General features: G+C 70.2%; 15 protein-coding genes and 1 pseudogene. 6 read left to right on the forward strand and 10 right to left on the reverse strand.

What is annotated here, in order from left to right:
• Positions 1-35 precede the first annotated feature (35 nt).
• Complete coding sequence (mutL, locus tag A2790_RS18980) at positions 36-1886, forward strand: DNA mismatch repair endonuclease MutL (protein WP_293394987.1); 1851 nt, start codon at positions 36-38, stop codon at positions 1884-1886.
• Here mutL and A2790_RS18985 read toward each other — a convergent pair.
• The gene (locus A2790_RS18985; protein ID WP_293395092.1) at positions 1883-2668 is read right to left on the reverse strand and encodes a MerR family transcriptional regulator; all 786 of its coding nucleotides are present in this window, start codon (positions 2666-2668) and stop codon (positions 1883-1885) included. The two genes, mutL and A2790_RS18985, sit on opposite strands and share 4 nt — an antisense overlap.
• Before the next feature lie 174 nt (positions 2669-2842).
• On the opposite strand from A2790_RS18985, the gene A2790_RS18990 reads away from it, so the two are divergent.
• Positions 2843-4663, forward strand: a complete 1821-nt coding sequence (locus A2790_RS18990) for a PAS domain-containing protein (RefSeq protein ID WP_293394990.1) — start codon at positions 2843-2845, stop codon at positions 4661-4663.
• 4 nt (positions 4664-4667) lie between these two features.
• Here A2790_RS18990 and A2790_RS18995 read toward each other — a convergent pair whose 3' ends face one another.
• Positions 4668-6248, reverse strand: coding sequence for an ATP-binding protein (locus tag A2790_RS18995; protein WP_293394992.1), 1581 nt, complete (start codon positions 6246-6248; stop codon positions 4668-4670).
• A gap of 115 nt (positions 6249-6363) precedes the next feature.
• Positions 6364-6927, reverse strand: a complete 564-nt coding sequence (gene rsmD, locus A2790_RS19000; protein WP_293395094.1) for a 16S rRNA (guanine(966)-N(2))-methyltransferase RsmD — start codon at positions 6925-6927, stop codon at positions 6364-6366.
• A 146-nt stretch (positions 6928-7073) separates the two neighbouring features.
• On the opposite strand from rsmD, the pseudogene A2790_RS19005 reads away from it, so the two are divergent.
• A pseudogene (locus tag A2790_RS19005) lies at positions 7074-7700 on the forward strand (enoyl-CoA hydratase/isomerase family protein); the annotation flags it as partial.
• Here A2790_RS19005 and A2790_RS19010 read toward each other — a convergent pair.
• Complete coding sequence (locus A2790_RS19010; protein WP_293394995.1) at positions 7657-8889, reverse strand: pseudouridine synthase; 1233 nt, start codon at positions 8887-8889, stop codon at positions 7657-7659. The pseudogene A2790_RS19005 and the gene A2790_RS19010 overlap by 44 nt on opposite strands.
• 12 nt (positions 8890-8901) lie before the next feature.
• Here A2790_RS19010 and tadA point away from each other — a divergent pair, with 12 nt between their 5' ends.
• The 3 genes from tadA to A2790_RS19025 all read left to right on the forward strand — a co-directional run bounded on the left by tadA (position 8902) and on the right by A2790_RS19025 (position 11054).
• The gene (gene tadA / locus A2790_RS19015) at positions 8902-9342 is read left to right on the forward strand and encodes a tRNA adenosine(34) deaminase TadA (protein WP_293394998.1); all 441 of its coding nucleotides are present in this window, start codon (positions 8902-8904) and stop codon (positions 9340-9342) included.
• Between the two features lie 40 nt (positions 9343-9382).
• Positions 9383-9841, forward strand: a complete 459-nt coding sequence (locus A2790_RS19020) for a DUF6265 family protein (protein WP_293395001.1) — start codon at positions 9383-9385, stop codon at positions 9839-9841.
• A 337-nt stretch (positions 9842-10178) separates the two neighbouring features.
• Positions 10179-11054, forward strand: a complete 876-nt coding sequence (locus A2790_RS19025) for an SDR family NAD(P)-dependent oxidoreductase (protein ID WP_293395004.1) — start codon at positions 10179-10181, stop codon at positions 11052-11054.
• Positions 11055-11067: 13 nt separating this feature from the next.
• On the opposite strand, the gene A2790_RS19030 is transcribed toward A2790_RS19025, so the two are convergent.
• The 6 genes from A2790_RS19030 to A2790_RS19055 form a co-directional block, all read right to left on the reverse strand.
• Positions 11068-11652 (reverse strand): GNAT family protein, encoded by a 585-nt coding sequence (locus tag A2790_RS19030; protein ID WP_293395006.1) that lies wholly within the window; start codon positions 11650-11652, stop codon positions 11068-11070.
• A 247-nt stretch (positions 11653-11899) separates the two neighbouring features.
• Positions 11900-12652, reverse strand: a complete 753-nt coding sequence (locus tag A2790_RS19035; RefSeq protein WP_293395008.1) for a sulfite exporter TauE/SafE family protein — start codon at positions 12650-12652, stop codon at positions 11900-11902.
• Between the two features lie 434 nt (positions 12653-13086).
• Positions 13087-14409 carry an acyl-CoA dehydrogenase family protein gene (locus A2790_RS19040; protein ID WP_293395010.1) on the reverse strand — a complete coding sequence of 441 codons (1323 nt, stop codon included), beginning with the start codon at positions 14407-14409 and terminating at the stop codon, positions 13087-13089.
• A gap of 136 nt (positions 14410-14545) precedes the next feature.
• Positions 14546-14947: a hypothetical protein gene (locus tag A2790_RS19045; RefSeq protein WP_293395012.1), complete on the reverse strand. Its 402-nt coding sequence runs from the start codon at positions 14945-14947 to the stop codon at positions 14546-14548.
• Between the two features lie 84 nt (positions 14948-15031).
• Positions 15032-15442 (reverse strand): hypothetical protein, encoded by a 411-nt coding sequence (locus A2790_RS19050; protein WP_293395014.1) that lies wholly within the window; start codon positions 15440-15442, stop codon positions 15032-15034.
• A 76-nt stretch (positions 15443-15518) separates the two neighbouring features.
• Positions 15519-16733 carry a cyclopropane-fatty-acyl-phospholipid synthase family protein gene (locus tag A2790_RS19055; protein ID WP_293395016.1) on the reverse strand — a complete coding sequence of 405 codons (1215 nt, stop codon included), beginning with the start codon at positions 16731-16733 and terminating at the stop codon, positions 15519-15521.
• Positions 16734-16912 lie beyond the last annotated feature (179 nt).

The raw sequence follows: 16912 nt of genomic DNA on the forward strand, positions 1-16912 counted from the left end.
CTTGGAATCGTACTATGTAGGAAGGTCTAGCTCCCATGCCGATCCGCCGCCTTCCCCCCGAACTGATCAATCGCATCGCCGCCGGCGAGGTGGTGGAGCGCCCTGCCAGCGCGGTCAAGGAACTGGTGGAGAACGCCCTGGACGCCGGAGCCGCCGAGATCCAGGTCCAGGCCGACGGCGGGGGCCTTTCCCGCATCCTGGTGGCCGACGATGGCAATGGTCTGGCTGCCGACCAGCTGCCCCTGGCGGTGGAGCGCCACGCGACGTCGAAGCTGAACCCCGGCGAGGACGGCGAGTACGACCTGCTGCGCATCGCCACCATGGGCTTCCGCGGCGAGGCCCTGCCCTCGATCGGCTCGGTGGCGCGGCTGTCGATCACCAGCCGGGCCAAGGGGCTGGCGGACGCTCACGCGATCCTGGTGGAGGGCGGCGCCGTCGGGGCGGTCGCCCCGGCCGGCTTCCCCGGTCCGCACGGCGCCCGGGTCGAGGTGCGCGACCTGTTCTATGCCACGCCGGCCCGGCTGAAGTTCATGAAATCCGAGCGCTCGGAAGCCCAGGCCATCACCGAGGAGCTCAAGCGCCAGGCCATGGCCCACGAGGCGGTGGGCTTCGCGCTGGACATCGACGGCCGCCGCACCCTGCGCCTGCCGGCCGAGGCGCCGGGCGATGTCGGCCGACTTGCCCGCCTGGGCGCGGTGATGGGCCGCGAGTTCTCCGAGAACGCCCTGCTGATCGACCACGAGCGCGAGGGCGTGCGCCTGTCGGGCTACGCCGGCCTGCCCACCTACAACCGCGGCAATGCGGCCCACCAGTACCTGTTCGTGAACGGCCGCCCCGTCCGTGACCGGCTGTTGCAGGGCGCCCTGCGCGGCGCCTACGCCGACTTCCTCGCCCGCGACCGCCACCCGGCCTGCGCCCTCTATATCGAGCTGGACCCCGGCCTCGTGGACGTGAACGTCCATCCCGCCAAGGCCGAGGTCAGGTTCCGCGACCCGGCGCTGGTGCGGGGCCTGATCGTCAGCGGCCTGCGCCATTCCCTGGCCGCCGCGGGGCACCGCGCCTCCACCACCGTGGCCGCCGCGGCGTTGGGCGGCTTCCGCCCGCAGAGCCTTCCGCCCGGCTACCCGCCGCCGCGGCCCTCGGGCGCCGGATTCTCCGCCTGGAGCGCCGGCGGCTGGCAGGCGGCGGCCGCGGCCGTGCAGTCGATCCCCGGCCTGTCCGAGGTCTCGGCGCGCGCCGAGGCGCCGCCCGAGGGCTACGGCGTCGCCGAAGCCGGCGCCGCGGCCCCGGTGTTCGACCCTGTCGACTACCCCCTGGGCGCCGCCCGCGCCCAGGTGCACGAGACCTACATCGTCGCCCAGACCCGCGACGGCATGGTCATCGTCGACCAGCACGCCGCCCACGAACGCCTCGTCTACGAGCGCATGAAGGGCGAACTCAGCGAAGGCGGCGTCGCCCGCCAGGCCCTGCTGCTGCCCGAGGTGGTCGAGCTTGACCCCGCCGAGGCCGAACGGGTCGCAGCGCGCGCCGAGGAACTGGCCGCCCTGGGCCTGGTCGTCGAGAGCTTCGGCCCCGGCGCCATCCTGGTCCGCGAGGTCCCGGCGCTGCTCGGCGAGACCGATGCCGCCGGCCTGATCCGCGACATCGCCGACGACCTGGCCGAGAACGGCCAGGCCCTGGCGCTGAAGGAGCGGCTCGAGGACGTCTGCTCCACCATGGCCTGCCACGGCTCGGTCCGCGCCGGCCGCCGCCTGACGGCGCCGGAGATGAACGCCCTGCTCCGCCAGATGGAGGCCACGCCCCACTCCGGCCAGTGCAATCACGGCCGCCCAACCTACGTCGAGCTCAAGCTCGCCGACATAGAGCGGCTGTTCGGACGACGCTAGGCGAGCGCCTGCGCGGCGTAGATCCGCATCGCCTCGGTCAGGTATTCGGTGAGTCCCGCGGCCCGCCCGTCGTAGCGCGCGCGGAAGTCGGGGTGCTCCCGGTAGAGCTCCGCCAGCCCGGTGTACGCCTCCTTGGTCGGCGTCCCGCTCCAGCTTCCGCCGACCCACGCGCAATGGCGGGCGACGATGGCCTGCACGGCCTCGGACGCCGCCGGCAAGCCGTCGACCATCGCCTTGGCCAGGGCCGCCTCGATCTCGTCGGCCTGCGCCATCATTCGGTCGAAGTCGGCATGGGTGGCGTCCTTGATCGCGACCTTGGAGGCGTCGATGCGCGCCTGCATGTCGCCGCCATAACGCTCCACCAGCCAGGCCTCGTACCCGGCCTGCTTTTCAGGGTCGAAGCCCCGGTACATCGCCTTGTCGTCCATCGTCGTCGCTCCTTGCAAAGCGGCGAGGGTCTCGTCGATGGTCCGGACCAGCCGCCGCGTACGCCGCGCCTGGGCCTCCAGCTTCGCTCGGTGCGCCTTCAGGGCCGCCATCCGGTCGAAGTCCGGGGCGTCCAGCACCTTGCCGATCTCGTCCAGCGGGAAGCCGAGTTCCCGGTGGAACAGGATCTGCTGCAGGCGCAGAAGTTCGTCCCGACCGTAGTAGCGATAGCCGTTGGCGCCGACGTCGACCGGCTTGAGCAGTCCGATCTGGTCGTAGTGGTGCAGCGCCCGGACGCTCACGCCCGACAGCTTCGCCACCTCGCTGACCGTATAGCCCTCGCACCGTTCGTCGATTCCCTCTGCCGATGCCGATCGGTCGGGCCTCACGTCGCGTGAGGGTCAACACCGCCTTTGGCGAGGCGGCTCCCGCTGGCGAGATCCTGCGCGCGGGATGCGACGTTAACGACCGTTGCCGGCCCGCAGGCCACCTTTACTGTCGCGCGCGCAACAGGGATCTCCGGGCTGACCATGAACGCCCTCCGCAGCAATTTCGGATCGAGCCGGTTCGCCAGCGACGGCTTCTTCCGCACCGCGCTGGAAAGCAGCCCGGACTGCGTCAAGATTCTGGACCTCGACGGCCGGATCCAGTTCGTCAACCGCAACGGTGTGGCCATCATGGAGGCGGACGACAGCGCCGGCCTGCTGGGTCGGGAATGGCTGAAGCTCTGGGACGAGCCGGAGCGGCCGATGGTCGCCACGGCCCTGCGCGGAGGCGCGGCCGGCGAGACGCAGCGGATCACCGGGCCGGCGCACACCTTCCGCGGCCAGCTGCGCTACTTCGACAACGTCATCGCCCCGCTCTGCGACGACGACGGCGCGCCCGTGGCCCTGCTGGTCACCTCGCGCGACGTCACGGAGCTGGAAGCCGCCCGCCGCGCCGCCGAGGCGCGCGAGCGGGAGGCCGAGCTCAATGCGGCGGTGCTGCGTTCCGCCAACCAGGTGGCCCGCCTGGGCGGCTGGCACGGCGACTTCCAGACCAGCCTGCTGACACTCTCCGAGGAGGCGGCCCGCATCATGGGCGGCGGGCCGCGGGTCCAGACGATGATGGAGGCGCTGGAGATCTACGACCCCGAGGACCGTCCGCGGATCGCCGCGGCGATGTCGCGCGCCCGCCCGCCAGGGGAGCGCATCGACTACGAGGCGCCCTTCACGCGGCGCGACGGCTCGCGCGGGTGGCTGCGGGTGTTCGGCGAGGCGGTCTACGAGGACGGCGTGCGGACCGGCCTGCGGGGCGCGGCCATGGACATCTCGGACGAGAAGGCCGCCGAGGAGACCATCAAGCGGGCCGAGCAGCGGCTGGTCATGGCGCTGCACATGGCCGGCATGCACGTGTACGAGCTGGACTTCGCGCGGCGGCTCCTCACCCATCACGGCTCGGACGACCCGCTCTTCGACACCGAACTCGAATTCGAAGACCTGTCGCCGGGGCTCGAGCACATCGTTGATCCCCGCGACCGGGAGCGGGTCAGCGCGGAGTGGGATGCGGCTCTTGCCGCGGCCGTCCCCTTCCGGTCGGAGTTTCGCGTGAACCGCCTGGATGGGCGCGAGATCTGGGTCTTCGCCGTCGCCGAGACCAGCCTGGACGACGCAGGCGAGCCCCTGCGCCTGATCGGCGCCCTGAAGGACATCACCGCCCGCAAGCGCAGCGAGCTCCAGACCTTGGAAGCCATGGCCAGCATGCAGGAGCATGAGACGCGCCAGAAGCTGCTGCTGGACGAGCTGAACCACCGGGTGAAGAACACCCTGGCGGCGGTGCAGTCGGTGGCCGTGCAGACGCTCCGCGACGAGGGCGACATGGCCCAGGCGCGGGACCTGTTCATCGAACGGCTGCTGGCCCTGTCCTCCACGCACAACCTGCTCGTCCGGCGCGCGTGGGACAGCGCCGCCCTTTCCGAGCTCGCCGAGGCCACCCTGCGCCCCTACGGGCGGCCCTATGCGCTGGCGGGCCCGGACCTGCAGCTCGACCCGAACTTCGTGGTCAGCCTCGGCATGGCGCTGCACGAGCTTGCCACCAATGCCCTGAAGCATGGCGCCTGGCGCGGGGCCGGCCGCGTCGACGTGGAGGTTGCGGAGGCCGCGTCCGGGGAGGTCGTCGTCACCTGGCGCGAGACCGGCGGCGGCGCGGTGTTGCCGCCCACCCGCCGGGGCTTCGGCTCCCGCCTCCTCGAGCGCGGCGTCGCGCGCGAGCTGGGCGGCCGCGTGACCCTCGACTTCGCTCGCAGCGGCCTCGTCTGCACCATCCGTGTGCCACAGAGCCCCCGCCTTCGCGTGGTCCGCGTCGAGGACTGAGGCCTCAGGCCGCGCAGGCCTCGTCGGCGGCCTCGACGGACAGCACAGCATTCATCGCCGCCAGCAGGCGGTCGGGCTTGATGGGCTTTTCCACCACGCCGTTCATGCCGCAAAGCCGGTAGAAGGCCGCGTCCGAGGGGTCTGCGTTGGCGGTCAGGGCTAGGATCGGGGCCTGCGATGCAGGGCCGCCGCCGGAGCGGATGCGCCGCGTGGCCTCCACCCCGTCGATGCCGGGCATCTTGATGTCCATGAGCACCAGGTCGAACCGGCCCGTGGTGACCGCGCGCACGGCGTCCTCGCCGTTGTCGACGGCCTCGCTGGAGCAGCCGAACATCTCGCACAGGGTCTGGGCGACCATGCGGTTGGTGGCGTTGTCGTCGACGATCAGGACGTGGACTGCGGCGCCCGCCTCGACGGTCTCCGCGGGTTGCGCCGCGACCTCGGGCGCCGGCAGCCGGTGCAGCGGGATCTCGAAGGCCAGTTCCGCGCCGCCGTCCCGCGGCCGCGCGGCAATGGTCCCGTTCATCCGTTCGACGATCTGGCGGCAGACGGCCAGGCCCAGCCCCGCACCTCCCTGGCGCACGCCCTCCTCCGTTTGCTGGAAGGGCGCGAACACCGCCTCCAGCCGTTCGGCGGGGATGCCGGGGCCGGTGTCGCTCACCACACCTGAAAGGCGCACGTAGTCGCCCTCGACCGCGGCCCGGAGCCGGACGTCCACATGGCCGGCCTGGGTGAACTTCAGCGCATTGCCGACCAGGTTGTTCAGCACCTGGCGGAGCCGGACCGCGTCCGCCAGCACCCACAGGTCGGCCGGGCCGTCGTAGGCCCAGCGGACGTCCAGGCCCTTGAGCTCGGCCTGGGCGCTCCACAGCCCGGTCACATCGTCCAGGATCCGCGAGGCTTGCAGCGGGGCCTCGTCTAGCCCGAGCTCGGCCGCCTCCGCGCGGGAGAGGTCGAGGGCGTCGTTCAGCAGGCGCAGCAGGGCGCCGCCGGACTCCAGGATCGTCTCGATGAACGGCGCCAGGTCCGGCTGCTCGGACTTGCGCTTCAGGATCTCGGCCACCGCCAGCACCCCGTTCAGCGGCGTGCGGATCTCGTGGCTCATCACCGCAAGGAACCGGCCCTTGGTGGCGAGGGCTTCCCGCGCCTCCCAGGCCAGGCGGCTCATGGTCTCGGCGTGGCTGCTCGCCGCCGCCGCGGAGGCCTGCAGCAACGCCAGGGCGGCGCCTACGCCAGCGTAGCGGCCGCCGCAGGTGACGATGAAGCCATGCAGCAGTTCCGACGGCCGCTCGGCCAGGACGCTGCCGAAGAACTCCTCCAGCGTGACGTCGCCGTCGGCCACGACCGGGTCGCGCTTCATCATGTGCGAGGCGGGCCGCTTGGACCACAGGGCGTAGCCGTGCTGGGCGGCCATCAACACCAGGAAGGCGTTGCGCTCGATCAGGCCGACGGGCCGGCCGTCATCCTCGACCACGGCGATGGCCAGGGTGTCGGGCTCGTCCTGGAAGCGCTGGTAGAGCTCCGCGCCGGGGGTGTTGGGAGACGCAGGCGGAATGTGCGGCGCGATATCGAGCAGCAGGGTCATGCCGGGCTCCGGAAAACAACCGGCGCCACAGATCGTCGATCAGCCCTAACGGGAGGTTAGAAATGCAGTCTTCGCTCAACAAGTTTTTGCGAAGAAATTGTGACAGAGACCGCCGTTATTGATGTTTCAGGAAATGGACGCGCGCTGCACCGTAGTCCCGAGAGTCGAGTAATGTATATCCCGGCGCATCGGGCGTTGATTCCGCGACACCGCGCTCGAACACGACCAGGGCTCCGGGGGCGAGCCAGCCGCCCGCCGCCAGCCGCTCCAGCGCCTGCTCGCCCAGGCTCTTGGCGTAGGGCGGATCCAGGAACGCCAGGTCGAAGGCCGGCCCGTCCGCGCCCGGTCTGACGCCCAGATCGATGGCGCTGCGGCGGTGGACGCGCGTGCGGCCGAACAGGCCGAGGGCATCCACATTCTCGCGGATGGCGCCCCGCGCCGCCTCGTCGGTCTCCACGAACAGGCAGAAGGCCGCGCCCCGCGACAGCGCCTCGAACCCCAGGGCGCCCGAGCCGGCGAACAGGTCGATCACCCGGCGCTCGCGCAGTCCCTCGGACCAGGGCGCGTGCTCCAGGATGTTGAAGATCGCCTGCCGGGCCCGGTCCGAGGTGGGGCGCGTGGCCTCGCCCTTGGGCGCGATCAACGTTTTGCCACGGAATTCCCCTGAGACGATGCGCAAGACCTGGCGCTCCACTTCCTAATCCAGCGCTCCCGATCCAAGGTTTGCCGCAACAAAGCAAGGGAGAGAACCTCATGGGCCTGGTGCAGGTAGAGCGGCGCGGCGCGGCCGCCGTCATGACCTATGCGAACCCGCCGTTCGGCACGATGACCGCCGCGGGGTCGCAGGAGATGCTGGAAGCGTTCCGGCCCCTGGCCGCCGATCCGGCCGTAAGGTCTGTCATCCTCACCGGCGGCCTGCCCGGCATCTTCGTCCGCCACTACGACGTCGGCGAACTCTCGGCGGCCAGCGACGCCAGCCAGGATCGGCCCCTGCCGCCGGCCGAGCCGGGGGTCCGCCCGCGCCAGGGCTTCCTCGCCCTGGTGGACGAGATCTTCGAGGCGCCCAAGCCCGTGGTCGCCGCCATCAACGGCCTCTGCATGGGGGGTGGGTTCGAGCTGTCGCTGGCCTGCGATCTGCGGATCGCCACGCCCCAGGCGGCGGCCATCGGCCTGCCGGAAACCCGCATCGGCATCTTCCCCGGGGGCGGCGGGACCCAGCGCCTCCCCCGGGTGGTGGGGGAGGCGAAAGCCCTGGAGATCATCCTGCGCGGCCTGACCTTCGACGGCGCCGAGGCCCACCGGATCGGCCTCGTCCACGAGCTGGCGGACGATCCGCTGGCGCGCGCGCTGGAGATCGCCGCCGAATGGGAGGGCCGCGGCGCGGACGGGATCGCCCACGCCAAGCGGCTTACCCGCGCGGCCCTCGACCGCCCGATCTGGGAGGGCCTGGCCGACGAGCGCCGGAGCTTCTCGGAGGTGATGCGGACCCCTTCGGCCCGCGAGGGCCTGCGCCGGGGCCGCCCGCCCGCTTCAATCCAGTCGCTGTAGCCTTGTCGATGATGCCGGGCCGCGTGGGCGCCTTGATGGGCTTGCCGGGCTTGGCCTTGGCGACCGGCCGCGGTTTGGCGCCCGCCTTGGGCTTGGGATGCGGATTGATCTTCGGCTTCGGCTTCGCCCAGCCGGCCTTGTAGACCGGCTTCTCCTTCGGCCCCTTGGCCGCGGCGGGCGTGGCCAGATCGGCCTCGACCTTGGCGGCCTCCTGGGCGCGGCGCGAGGCGCTCTTCCGCGGCGAACGATACTGCGGTCGCTCGCCGGTGGGCAGGTTGGCCGGGTCGATGTGCTCGGCGAACTGCTCGCGCACCACGCGCGGCCCCACCTCTTCAAGCTCGCCGACGCCCAGTGTTCCCAGCGCCAGGGGCCCGTACGCCAGGCGGATCAGGCGGTTCACCTTCAGGCCGATCGATTCCAGGACCTTGCGGACCTCCCGGTTCTTGCCCTCGTGCAAGGTTACGGTGAGCCAGAGGTTGGCACCCTGGGGTCCCTCCTTGGCCTTGTCCAGCTTGGCCTCGATGGGCCCATAGCGCACGCCGTCGACAGTCACGCCCTTCTGCAGCGTGTCCAGCTTCTCCTGGGTCGTCCGGCCATGGGCGCGGGCGCGATAGCGGCGGACGATCTGGGTCGAGGGCATCTCCAGCGCGCGGGCCAGCTCGCCGTCGTTGGTCAGCAGCAGCAGGCCCTCGGAATTGATGTCGAGGCGGCCTACCGAGATCAGCCGCGGCAGGCCGGGCGGCAGGGCCTGGAACACCGTCGGGCGCCCGTTCGGGTCCTTGTGCGTGGTCACCAGGCCCACGGGCTTGTGGTAGCGGAACAGGCGCGCCGGCTCGGGCTCGCCGACCACCTCGCCGTCGACGGTGACGATGTCGCCGGGCTCCACCTTCACCGCCGGGGTGTCCAGCGTGCGGCCGTTGATGGCGACGCGGTTCTCCGCGATCAGCCGCTCGACGTCCCGGCGCGAGCCGACGCCCGCGCGGGCCAGCAGCTTGGCGACGCGTTCTCCCCCCTCGGCGTCGGGGGCTTCCGCGTCGGCGTCGTGGGCTTGACCTGGGTCGTCGGGCTGGGGTCGTAGTGGATCGTGGACCATGATCGCCGGACAATGCGCATCGCGCTCGAAGCCGCGCAAGCCGCCGCTGCGGCTGGCGAGACGCCCGTGGGCGCCGTGATCGTCGATCCGGCCTCCGGCGAAGCGATCGCGATCGGCGCGAACCAGCCCATCGGCAGCCACGACCCCACCGCCCACGCCGAGATCGTCGCGATCCGCGCGGCGGCGGCGAAGCTGGGCAATTACCGCCTCACCGGCCTCACCCTCTATGTGACGCTCGAGCCCTGCGCCATGTGCGCAGGGGCGATCAGCCATGCACGCATCGGCCGAGTGGTGTTCGGCGCCGAGGATCCCAAGGGCGGGGCCGTGGTCAACGGGCCCCGGTTCTTCGAGCAACCCACCTGCCACTGGCGTCCGCAGGTCGAGGGCGGGGTGCTGGCGCAGGAGGCCGGCGATCTGCTCCGAAGCTTCTTCCGCGCGCGTCGCAAGACCTGAGACGCTACGGTTAAGCTCGGAGCCCCCGGAGAGCCACGCCATGCGCCTCGCCTTCACCCTGATCGCCCTGACGTTAGCCACGTCCGCACAAGCCGCGCCGGCCGATGATGTGGCGGCCCTGACCTGGATGGCCGGTAGCTGGATCGTCGAGAAGGACGGCGTCATCACCCGGGAGACGTGGCTGCCGCCGGTGGGCGGGGCCATGGCCGGCGCCGGCCAGACGAACGCCGCCGGGCGGCCGGCGCGCATCGAGCACATGAAGATCACCGCCGAGCCGGCGGGCGCCACCTTCACGGCGTTCGTCCCTGGCCAGCCGCCCACCCCGTTCGTGCTGCGCTCTGGCGGAGCCAATGGCGAGGCAGTGTTCGAGAACCCGGCCCATGACTTCCCCCAGCGCGTGATTTACCGCCGTTGTGGCGAGGACCTCTGCGCCCGCGTCGAGGGGACCCTGCGAGGCCGTCCGGCCTCGGAATCCTGGCGCTACCAGCGGCTGCGTTGATCTTTTTCGTTAACCGCGCCGAGGGCGAAGTGGTTAATTCCAAACAATTTTCGCCACATGTGAAACCGCGCGCGGAACGCCTGCGTATCTCCGCACATGACATGGGAAGCCTATTGCCGAGAAGAGGCGCGGGAGTGCGAGAAGCTCGCACGCGTCGCGCAAGGCGAAGCCCGCAAGGACTGGGCTGACGCCGCGCGCCAGTGGCGGATGCAGCTCCGTCGCCTCTCCCGGTCCGAACAGACGCGCGCCGCAAAGCACGGCCGGACCTGACAGAGGCCTTGGCGCCCGCGCGCCAAGGTCGGATGATCCTTCCAAACAACGGTATGGGAGGAAGGCCATGGGACTGCTCGACGGCAAGGTCGCCATCATCACCGGCGCCGGCAACGGCCTGGGCGAAGCCTACGCAAAGCTTTTCGCCCGGGAGGGCGCGGCCGTCGTCGTCAACGACCTGGGCGGCCCGCGCGACGGGTCCGGCGCCGGGTCCGTCTCTGCCGCCCAGAAGGTCGTCGACGAGATCGTCGCCGCGGGCGGCCGCGCGGTGGCCAACGGCGACGACGTCTCCACGATCCAGGGCGGCGAGAACATCCTGCAGACCGCGCTCGACGCCTTCGGCCAGGTGGACATCCTGGTCTGCAACGCCGGCATCCTACGCGACCGGACCTTCGCCAACACCACCGAGGAGGATTGGGACAAGGTCATCAAGGTCCACCTCAAGGGGACCTATTGCTGCGCGCTGCCGGTCTGGAAGCATATGAAGGACCACGGCGGCGGCGCGATGGTGCTGACCTCCTCCACCTCCGGCCTCTACGGCAACTTCGGCCAGACCAACTATGGGGCGGCCAAGGCCGGCATCTACGGCATGGTCCGGGTGATGGCGATCGAGGGGCGGAAGTACAACATCCGGGTCATGGGCCTGGCGCCCGGCGCCTACACCCGCATGACCTCCGACCTGCCTGGTCGCCAGGGCCGCGAGCCGGACCCGCTGAGCCTGCCGGAGAACGTCGCGCCCGGCGTGCTCTACATGGTCTCGGACCTGGCCGCTGACCATTCGGGCAAGATCCTCGGCGTCTCGGCCCGCGGCGTCCGCGAGATCAAGATGCTGGAGACCGACGGCTTCGCTCCGGGCCGGCCCTACACCGCCCAGGAAGTGGCCGAGAACGCGGCCAGCGTCTTCTTTCCCGAACGCGAAGGCCGGGCGGTGACGCTGGCTTAGGCGGCCAAGGCCGTCATCCGAACGCCGCGATCCGGGCGTCCAGCCGGTGGCGCACCGCCGGCCACTCCTCGGCCAGGATCGAGAAGTGGACGGTGTCGCGGATGCGTCCCGTCCAGGTGACCTTGTCGTGGCGCAGGATGCCCTCCTGCACGGCCCCGAGCTTCAGCACCGCGGCGCGGCTGCGGGCGTTGATGGCGTCGACCCGGAACTGCACCCGCTGGGCGCCGGCCTCGAACGCATGGGCCAGCAGCAGCCGCTTGGCCGACGGGTTCACCTCGGGGCCCCGCATCGTGGGGTCGTAGTAGGTCGATCCGATCTCGACGGTGTTGTGATGCTGGTCGACGTCCAGGTAGTTGCTCATTCCGCGGCAGACGCCGTCCACCACAACCGCGTGGGGGAACGTCCGGCCCGCCGCCGCCTCACCCTGCATCCGCGCCCAATGCCGGTCGAAGTCCTCGCCCAGCATCGAGATGATGTAGAGATCCCGCCACAGGGCCGGGTCCGCCGCGCACGCGATACGCAGAGCATCCTTGTGTCGTTCGACCAACGGCTCCAGGCGCACGAAGCGGTTCTCCAGCACCTTCGGTTCGAGCTTCATCCGCGGGCCTCCTCGACGCAGGGCTCGGCCATAGGACCAGATCGGTCTGCCGAAAACGGCCAATTCTCGCCGGCAAGCCAGACCATTACGCCGCCATGGCGAGGTTTCAGGCTGGGCCGTCAAAAAAATTCAGCCCCTCCCCTTGCACGGACGGGAGCGCGACATACCTCAGTCAGGCCCATTCCTGGGCGTTTCCTCCCTAAAGACTTCCCAGCCGGGCCCTCGGGCCCGGTCTTTTTTTTTGCCCTCAGCCGGCCGCGAACAGTTGCGCGGCCTGGACCAGGTAGGCGACGCCGACCGCCGTCACGATCCAGCGGGTCCAGCGCTTGAAGTTCACGTCGCTCATCCGGTTCAGGATCAGGCCGCCCACCGCCGTGCCGGCCATGGAGAGCGGGACGGCCAGGGCGAACACCCAGAGCGGCGGCATGCCCGCCCCAGCCCCGGCGACCAGCGGCGCCCCGTAGACCAGGATCTTGGCCAGGTGGGCGAACACCTGGGTCGCGGCCTTGGTGGCGACGATGGCGTGGCGCGTGAGTTCGGTGCGGACGAAGAAAATGTCGAGCAGGGGGCCGGCCACCCCCGCCGTGAGGTTCAGGCCCGTCACCGACAGGCCGGACAGAAACGCCTGCGCCGGCCGGGAGGCGTCGAGGTTGATCAACCGCTGCGGCAGCCAGGTCAGGCCCGGCACCAGCCCCAGCAGGAGGAACAGCAGCGGCCTCGACGGCGTGAAGCTGAGCAGGGCCACCGTGACGCCAGCGAGCAGCGAGGCCAGGGCGTACCAGCCGACGATGTCCCAGCGGACGTGCCTACGGTGCAGGATGCTCCGCCAGCCGTTGGCGACGAGCTGCAACAGGCCGTGGGTGACGAAGGCGGCCTGCACCGGCAGCACGAGGGCCAGCGCCCCCATCAGCACCAGGCCGCCCGCCATGCCGAAGACGCCCGAGAGCGTGGCCGTCACGAAGGCCATGCAGACCACGAAGGCGGCTGCGAGATAGGTCATGGAAGTCCTCCGGAGTTGCGACCCACCCCGGCAGGCGGACACAGGCCGCCTCCGGTCGCAGGTCAGCTGCGCGTCGCGCGCGGGACGGAGCGGGCGCTGCAAGCCCGGGGGCGAGCGCTCCGATGGCCACGGCCTCGGCCGGGCGGGGTATCTCGAATGGCGTATCCATGACGGATCACCGTTCGCTTACACCCAAGCTCTGGGGATCGCAAAGCGATGCCCTGGCGCCGCAGGCGCTGTTGTGAACCGCCAAGACCCCAAGTTCGCCAAGGAGCTCAGCCGCCCGGACCTCTTGGCGTCCTTGGCGACTTGGCGGTGAATTCTGGCGGCCGACGCGCCGAAACGAAGACGGCGCCGCCCAGCCAAGGACGGCGCCGCTTGCGTCTGTGGGTCCGGGTATTCGCCTGACGGCGAAACCGGAATGACAGCCGAAGTTAGTTCCGGAAGACCGCCGCCATCGACGGGTCGGCCGGAGCCTCGCGGTACTGCTGCAGCTCGTTGCGGCCGACCACCATGTGGTGCACCTCGTCCGGGCCGTCCGCGATGCGCAGGGTCCGGGTGTTGGCGTACATGCGGGCCAGCGGGGTGTGCTGCGACACGCCCAGGGCGCCGTACATCTGGATCGCCTGGTCGATGATCTTGCAGACCCGCTCGGGCACCATGGCCTTGACCATGTGGATCCAGATGCGGGCTTCGCGGTTGCCCAGCACGTCCATGGCCTTGGCGGCCTTCAGAACCATCAGGCGCATGGCTTCGATCTCGATCCGCGCGCGGCTGACGATCTCGATGTTGCCGCCCAGCTGGATGATCGGCTTGCCAAAGGCCACGCGGGTCATGCCGCGGGTCACCATCAGGTCCAGCGCCTTCTCGGCCGAGCCGATGGCGCGCATGCAGTGGTGGATACGGCCGGGACCGAGCCGCAGCTGGCTGATCTCGAAGCCGCGGCCCTCGCCCAGCAGCATGTTCGACGCCGGCACGCGGGCGTTGTCGAAGATGATGTGCATGTGGCCGTGCGGAGCGTCGGGGTCGCCGAACACCTGCTGGCCCTGGATGACCTTCACCCCGGGGGTGTCGAGCGGCACCAGGATCTGCGACTGCTGCAGGTGCGGCGGGGCGTTCTCCTCGCCGGTCTTGACCATGGTGATCATGACCTTGCAGCGCGGGTCGCCGGCGCCCGAGATGTAGTGCTTCTCGCCGGTGATCACGTATTCGTCGCCGACACGGACGGCGCGGGTGTCGATGTTCTTGGCGTCGGAGCTGGCGGTGTTCAGCTCGGTCATGCAGTAGGCCGAGCGGATCTTCCCTTCGAGCAGGGGCTCCAGCCACTGCTTCTTCTGCTCCGGCGTGCCGACGCGCTCCAGCACCTCCATGTTGCCCGTGTCGGGCGCGGCGCAGTTCATGGTCTCGGACGCCAGCCGGTTCTTGCCCAGCTCCACCGCGATGTAGGCGTAGTCGAGGTTCGACAGGCCCTCGCCGGTCTCGGCGTTCGGCAGGAAGAAGTTCCAGAGGCCCGCGGCCTTGGCCTTGTCCTTGGCCGCTTCCAGCACTTCCAGCTGGCCGGGCGCGTATTGCCAGATGTCCGGCCGGCCCTCGCCCAGGCGGTGAAATTCCTCGCTCATCGGCTCGACGACGTCGCGGATGAAGTCCTTCACCTTGTTGAACAGCGGCATCGCCTTTTCGGACATGCGCAGGTCGTTCAGGTCGTCCTGCGGATTCAGGCCGAAGCTGGATTGGGGCCGATCGGCGGCGATGTTCATGTGGGCGCTCCCTTGGGCGATTGTCTCACACCACCTTTGGCCCACTTTGACGAAAAATCAAACAACCGTTTCAATCATCGCCAATGCAGCGGACGCCGTTCCCCTCGCCGCGCGACGAGGGGAACCGGCGCCATCATCAGGCCACCGCGGCCTGCCGCGCGCGCCTCAGGGCCAGGTACTGCAGCTCCGCGACCACCAGGGCCGCCACGGCCTGGCCGACTACGACAGCGAGGCCCAAGGTCGTCGGCTGGGCCCAGCCCAGGGCGACGAGGCCGATGCTCTCGGCCGCCCAGACGATGTTGAAGCCCACCAGGGTCCAGACCACCGGCCGCGGCAGGGCCGGGCGGCTCGCCAGCCAGGCCAGGACGGCGGCATAGGGCATCAGGAACAGCCCCACCGGCTGCATCAGCGCCGGCGACAGGCCCAAGGGCTCGGCCAGCCAGCCGGCGTCGAAGGCGAAGGCCGCGCCCATGACCCCGCACGCGGCGGCGTCCAGGGCGATGACGGTGCGCAGGAAGTTTGAGCGGATTTCGGTCATGGGAGCCTCCTTGGGCGTGTTGAGGCCCGCAAGCTCCCGCGTCCGCCGCGGCCGGTCGATTACCTGGGAGGTAGGGCTGGAGCCCTACTTCACCGGCACGTGGTCGATGTGCGGGCAGACCGCGGCCATCAAGGCCTCGTTGTCGGCGCCCTCGGCCTTCTTCGGCGTCACCTTGCGCCAGTCCTCGTTGATCGCGAGGGGGGCGGACGGCTTGTACGCGCCCAGCTGGATCAGGTTCTTCTTGGCGCAGTCGATGGCGACGACGCTGCCCACGCCGTCAGGCTTGCCCGGCGCGGACGGGCCCAGATTGGCCGAGGGCTTGGAGATGGCCTGCATGACCACCAGGCGGCCGGTCGCCTTGTCCTTATAGGAATAGTCGCCGTCGTAGGACCAGGCCGTGCCGTTGGCGCCGTCTACGTACTTGGTCCAGGTCTCGGCGCAGGCGCCCCCGGCGACCAGCGTCAGGGCGGTGGCGAGCGCGATGGCGCGGCGCATGGGCAGTCTCTCCAAACAGGTGTTCGTCGCCGACCCTAGCCGCCGTTTTGAACGGCCTCCAGCGATTTCACCGGGGTCACGCCACCCGCTTCACCCCGCGGGCAAGCGCCGTCTCCGTCTCGTGGATGTAGTCGCGGGTGATCGGCACGGCGTCGACCCGTTTGGCCAGCTGGACCTGCCAGACGAACTGCCGCCGGGCGCGGAAGCTCTGTTCGGCGATGCCCAGGTAGAACTCCCACATCCGGCAGAACCGCTCGTCGTACAGCTCGGCGATCTCGGGCCGCACGGCCGCGAAGCGGGCGCGCCAGTGCTTCAGCGTCTCGGCATAGTGGAGCCGGAGGATCTCCAGGTCGGTGACCATCAGCCCCGCCCGCTCGATCGCCGGCATGATCTCGCTGAGCGCCGGGCTGTAGCCGCCGGGGAAGATGTACTTGGCCACCCAGGCGTTGGTGACCCCGGTTTCGGGCCGCCCGATCGCGTGGATCAGCGCCACCCCGTCGTCCTTCAGGAGGCGCGCGACGCCATCGAAATACGCCTGATAGTTCGGCCGCCCGACATGCTCGAACATACCGACGGAGACGATGCGGTCGTAGGTGTCCGTCACGTCCCGGTAGTCCGTGAGCGAGAACCTGGCGCGACTCGAAAGCCCCCGGGCCTCGGCCCTCGCCTTGGCCACGGAAAGCTGCTCCGTCGACAGCGTCACGCCATCCACTTCGGCCCCGGTCTCCTCGGCCAGGGTGATAGCCATGCCGCCCCAGCCGCAGCCGATATCCAGAACCTTCATGCCTGGCTCGATCGCCAGCTTGGCCGCGATGTGTCGCTTCTTGGCGAGCTGCGCCTCCTCCAGCGTCATGTCGGGCCGTGCGAAGTAGGCGCAGCTGTACTGCATGTCCGCATCGAGGAAGCGCCGGTAGAGGTCGTTCGACAGGTCGTAGTGGTGGGCCACGTTGGCCCTCGCCTGCCGCCGGGCATTGGCCTCGACCTTGCGCTCGCGCAACCACAGCTGCAGGCGGTTGCGCTTGTTTCGCGGCTTGTTCTTGGCGTTGGCGCCGATCAGGTCGATGAACTCGGCGATCTGCCCCTGCTCCAGCACCAGGCCGCCGTCCATGTAGGCCTCGCCGACTCCAAGCCCAGGCCTGGCGGCGATCCGCGCCGCCCAGGCCGCCGAGGTGATCCGCGCCACAAGTTCCGGGCCGGTCCCGTCGCCTAGCCGCAGCTCCCGGCCGCCCGGCAGCTTCAGCGTCAGGTTCCCGGACCGGACGATGCGCTCCAGCATCGCTTGCAGACCCATCGGCGAACTCCCAACTGAACGAGATCAGAGACTAGGTGCGACGGCGGGAAAGCCAAGGCGCGCCCTCGGATTTTGCAGGTGCGGCTTGACTCCCGGCGGCGCTGTTCCTAACTCCCGCACCGACGTTGGCACTCAGGGGCCGAGACTGCTAACAGCCGCGTCGCCCCAGCCGCCGTCGC

This window comes from Phenylobacterium sp. RIFCSPHIGHO2_01_FULL_69_31 (assembly GCF_001824475.1).
Classification (GTDB): Bacteria; Pseudomonadota; Alphaproteobacteria; order Caulobacterales; family Caulobacteraceae; genus Phenylobacterium.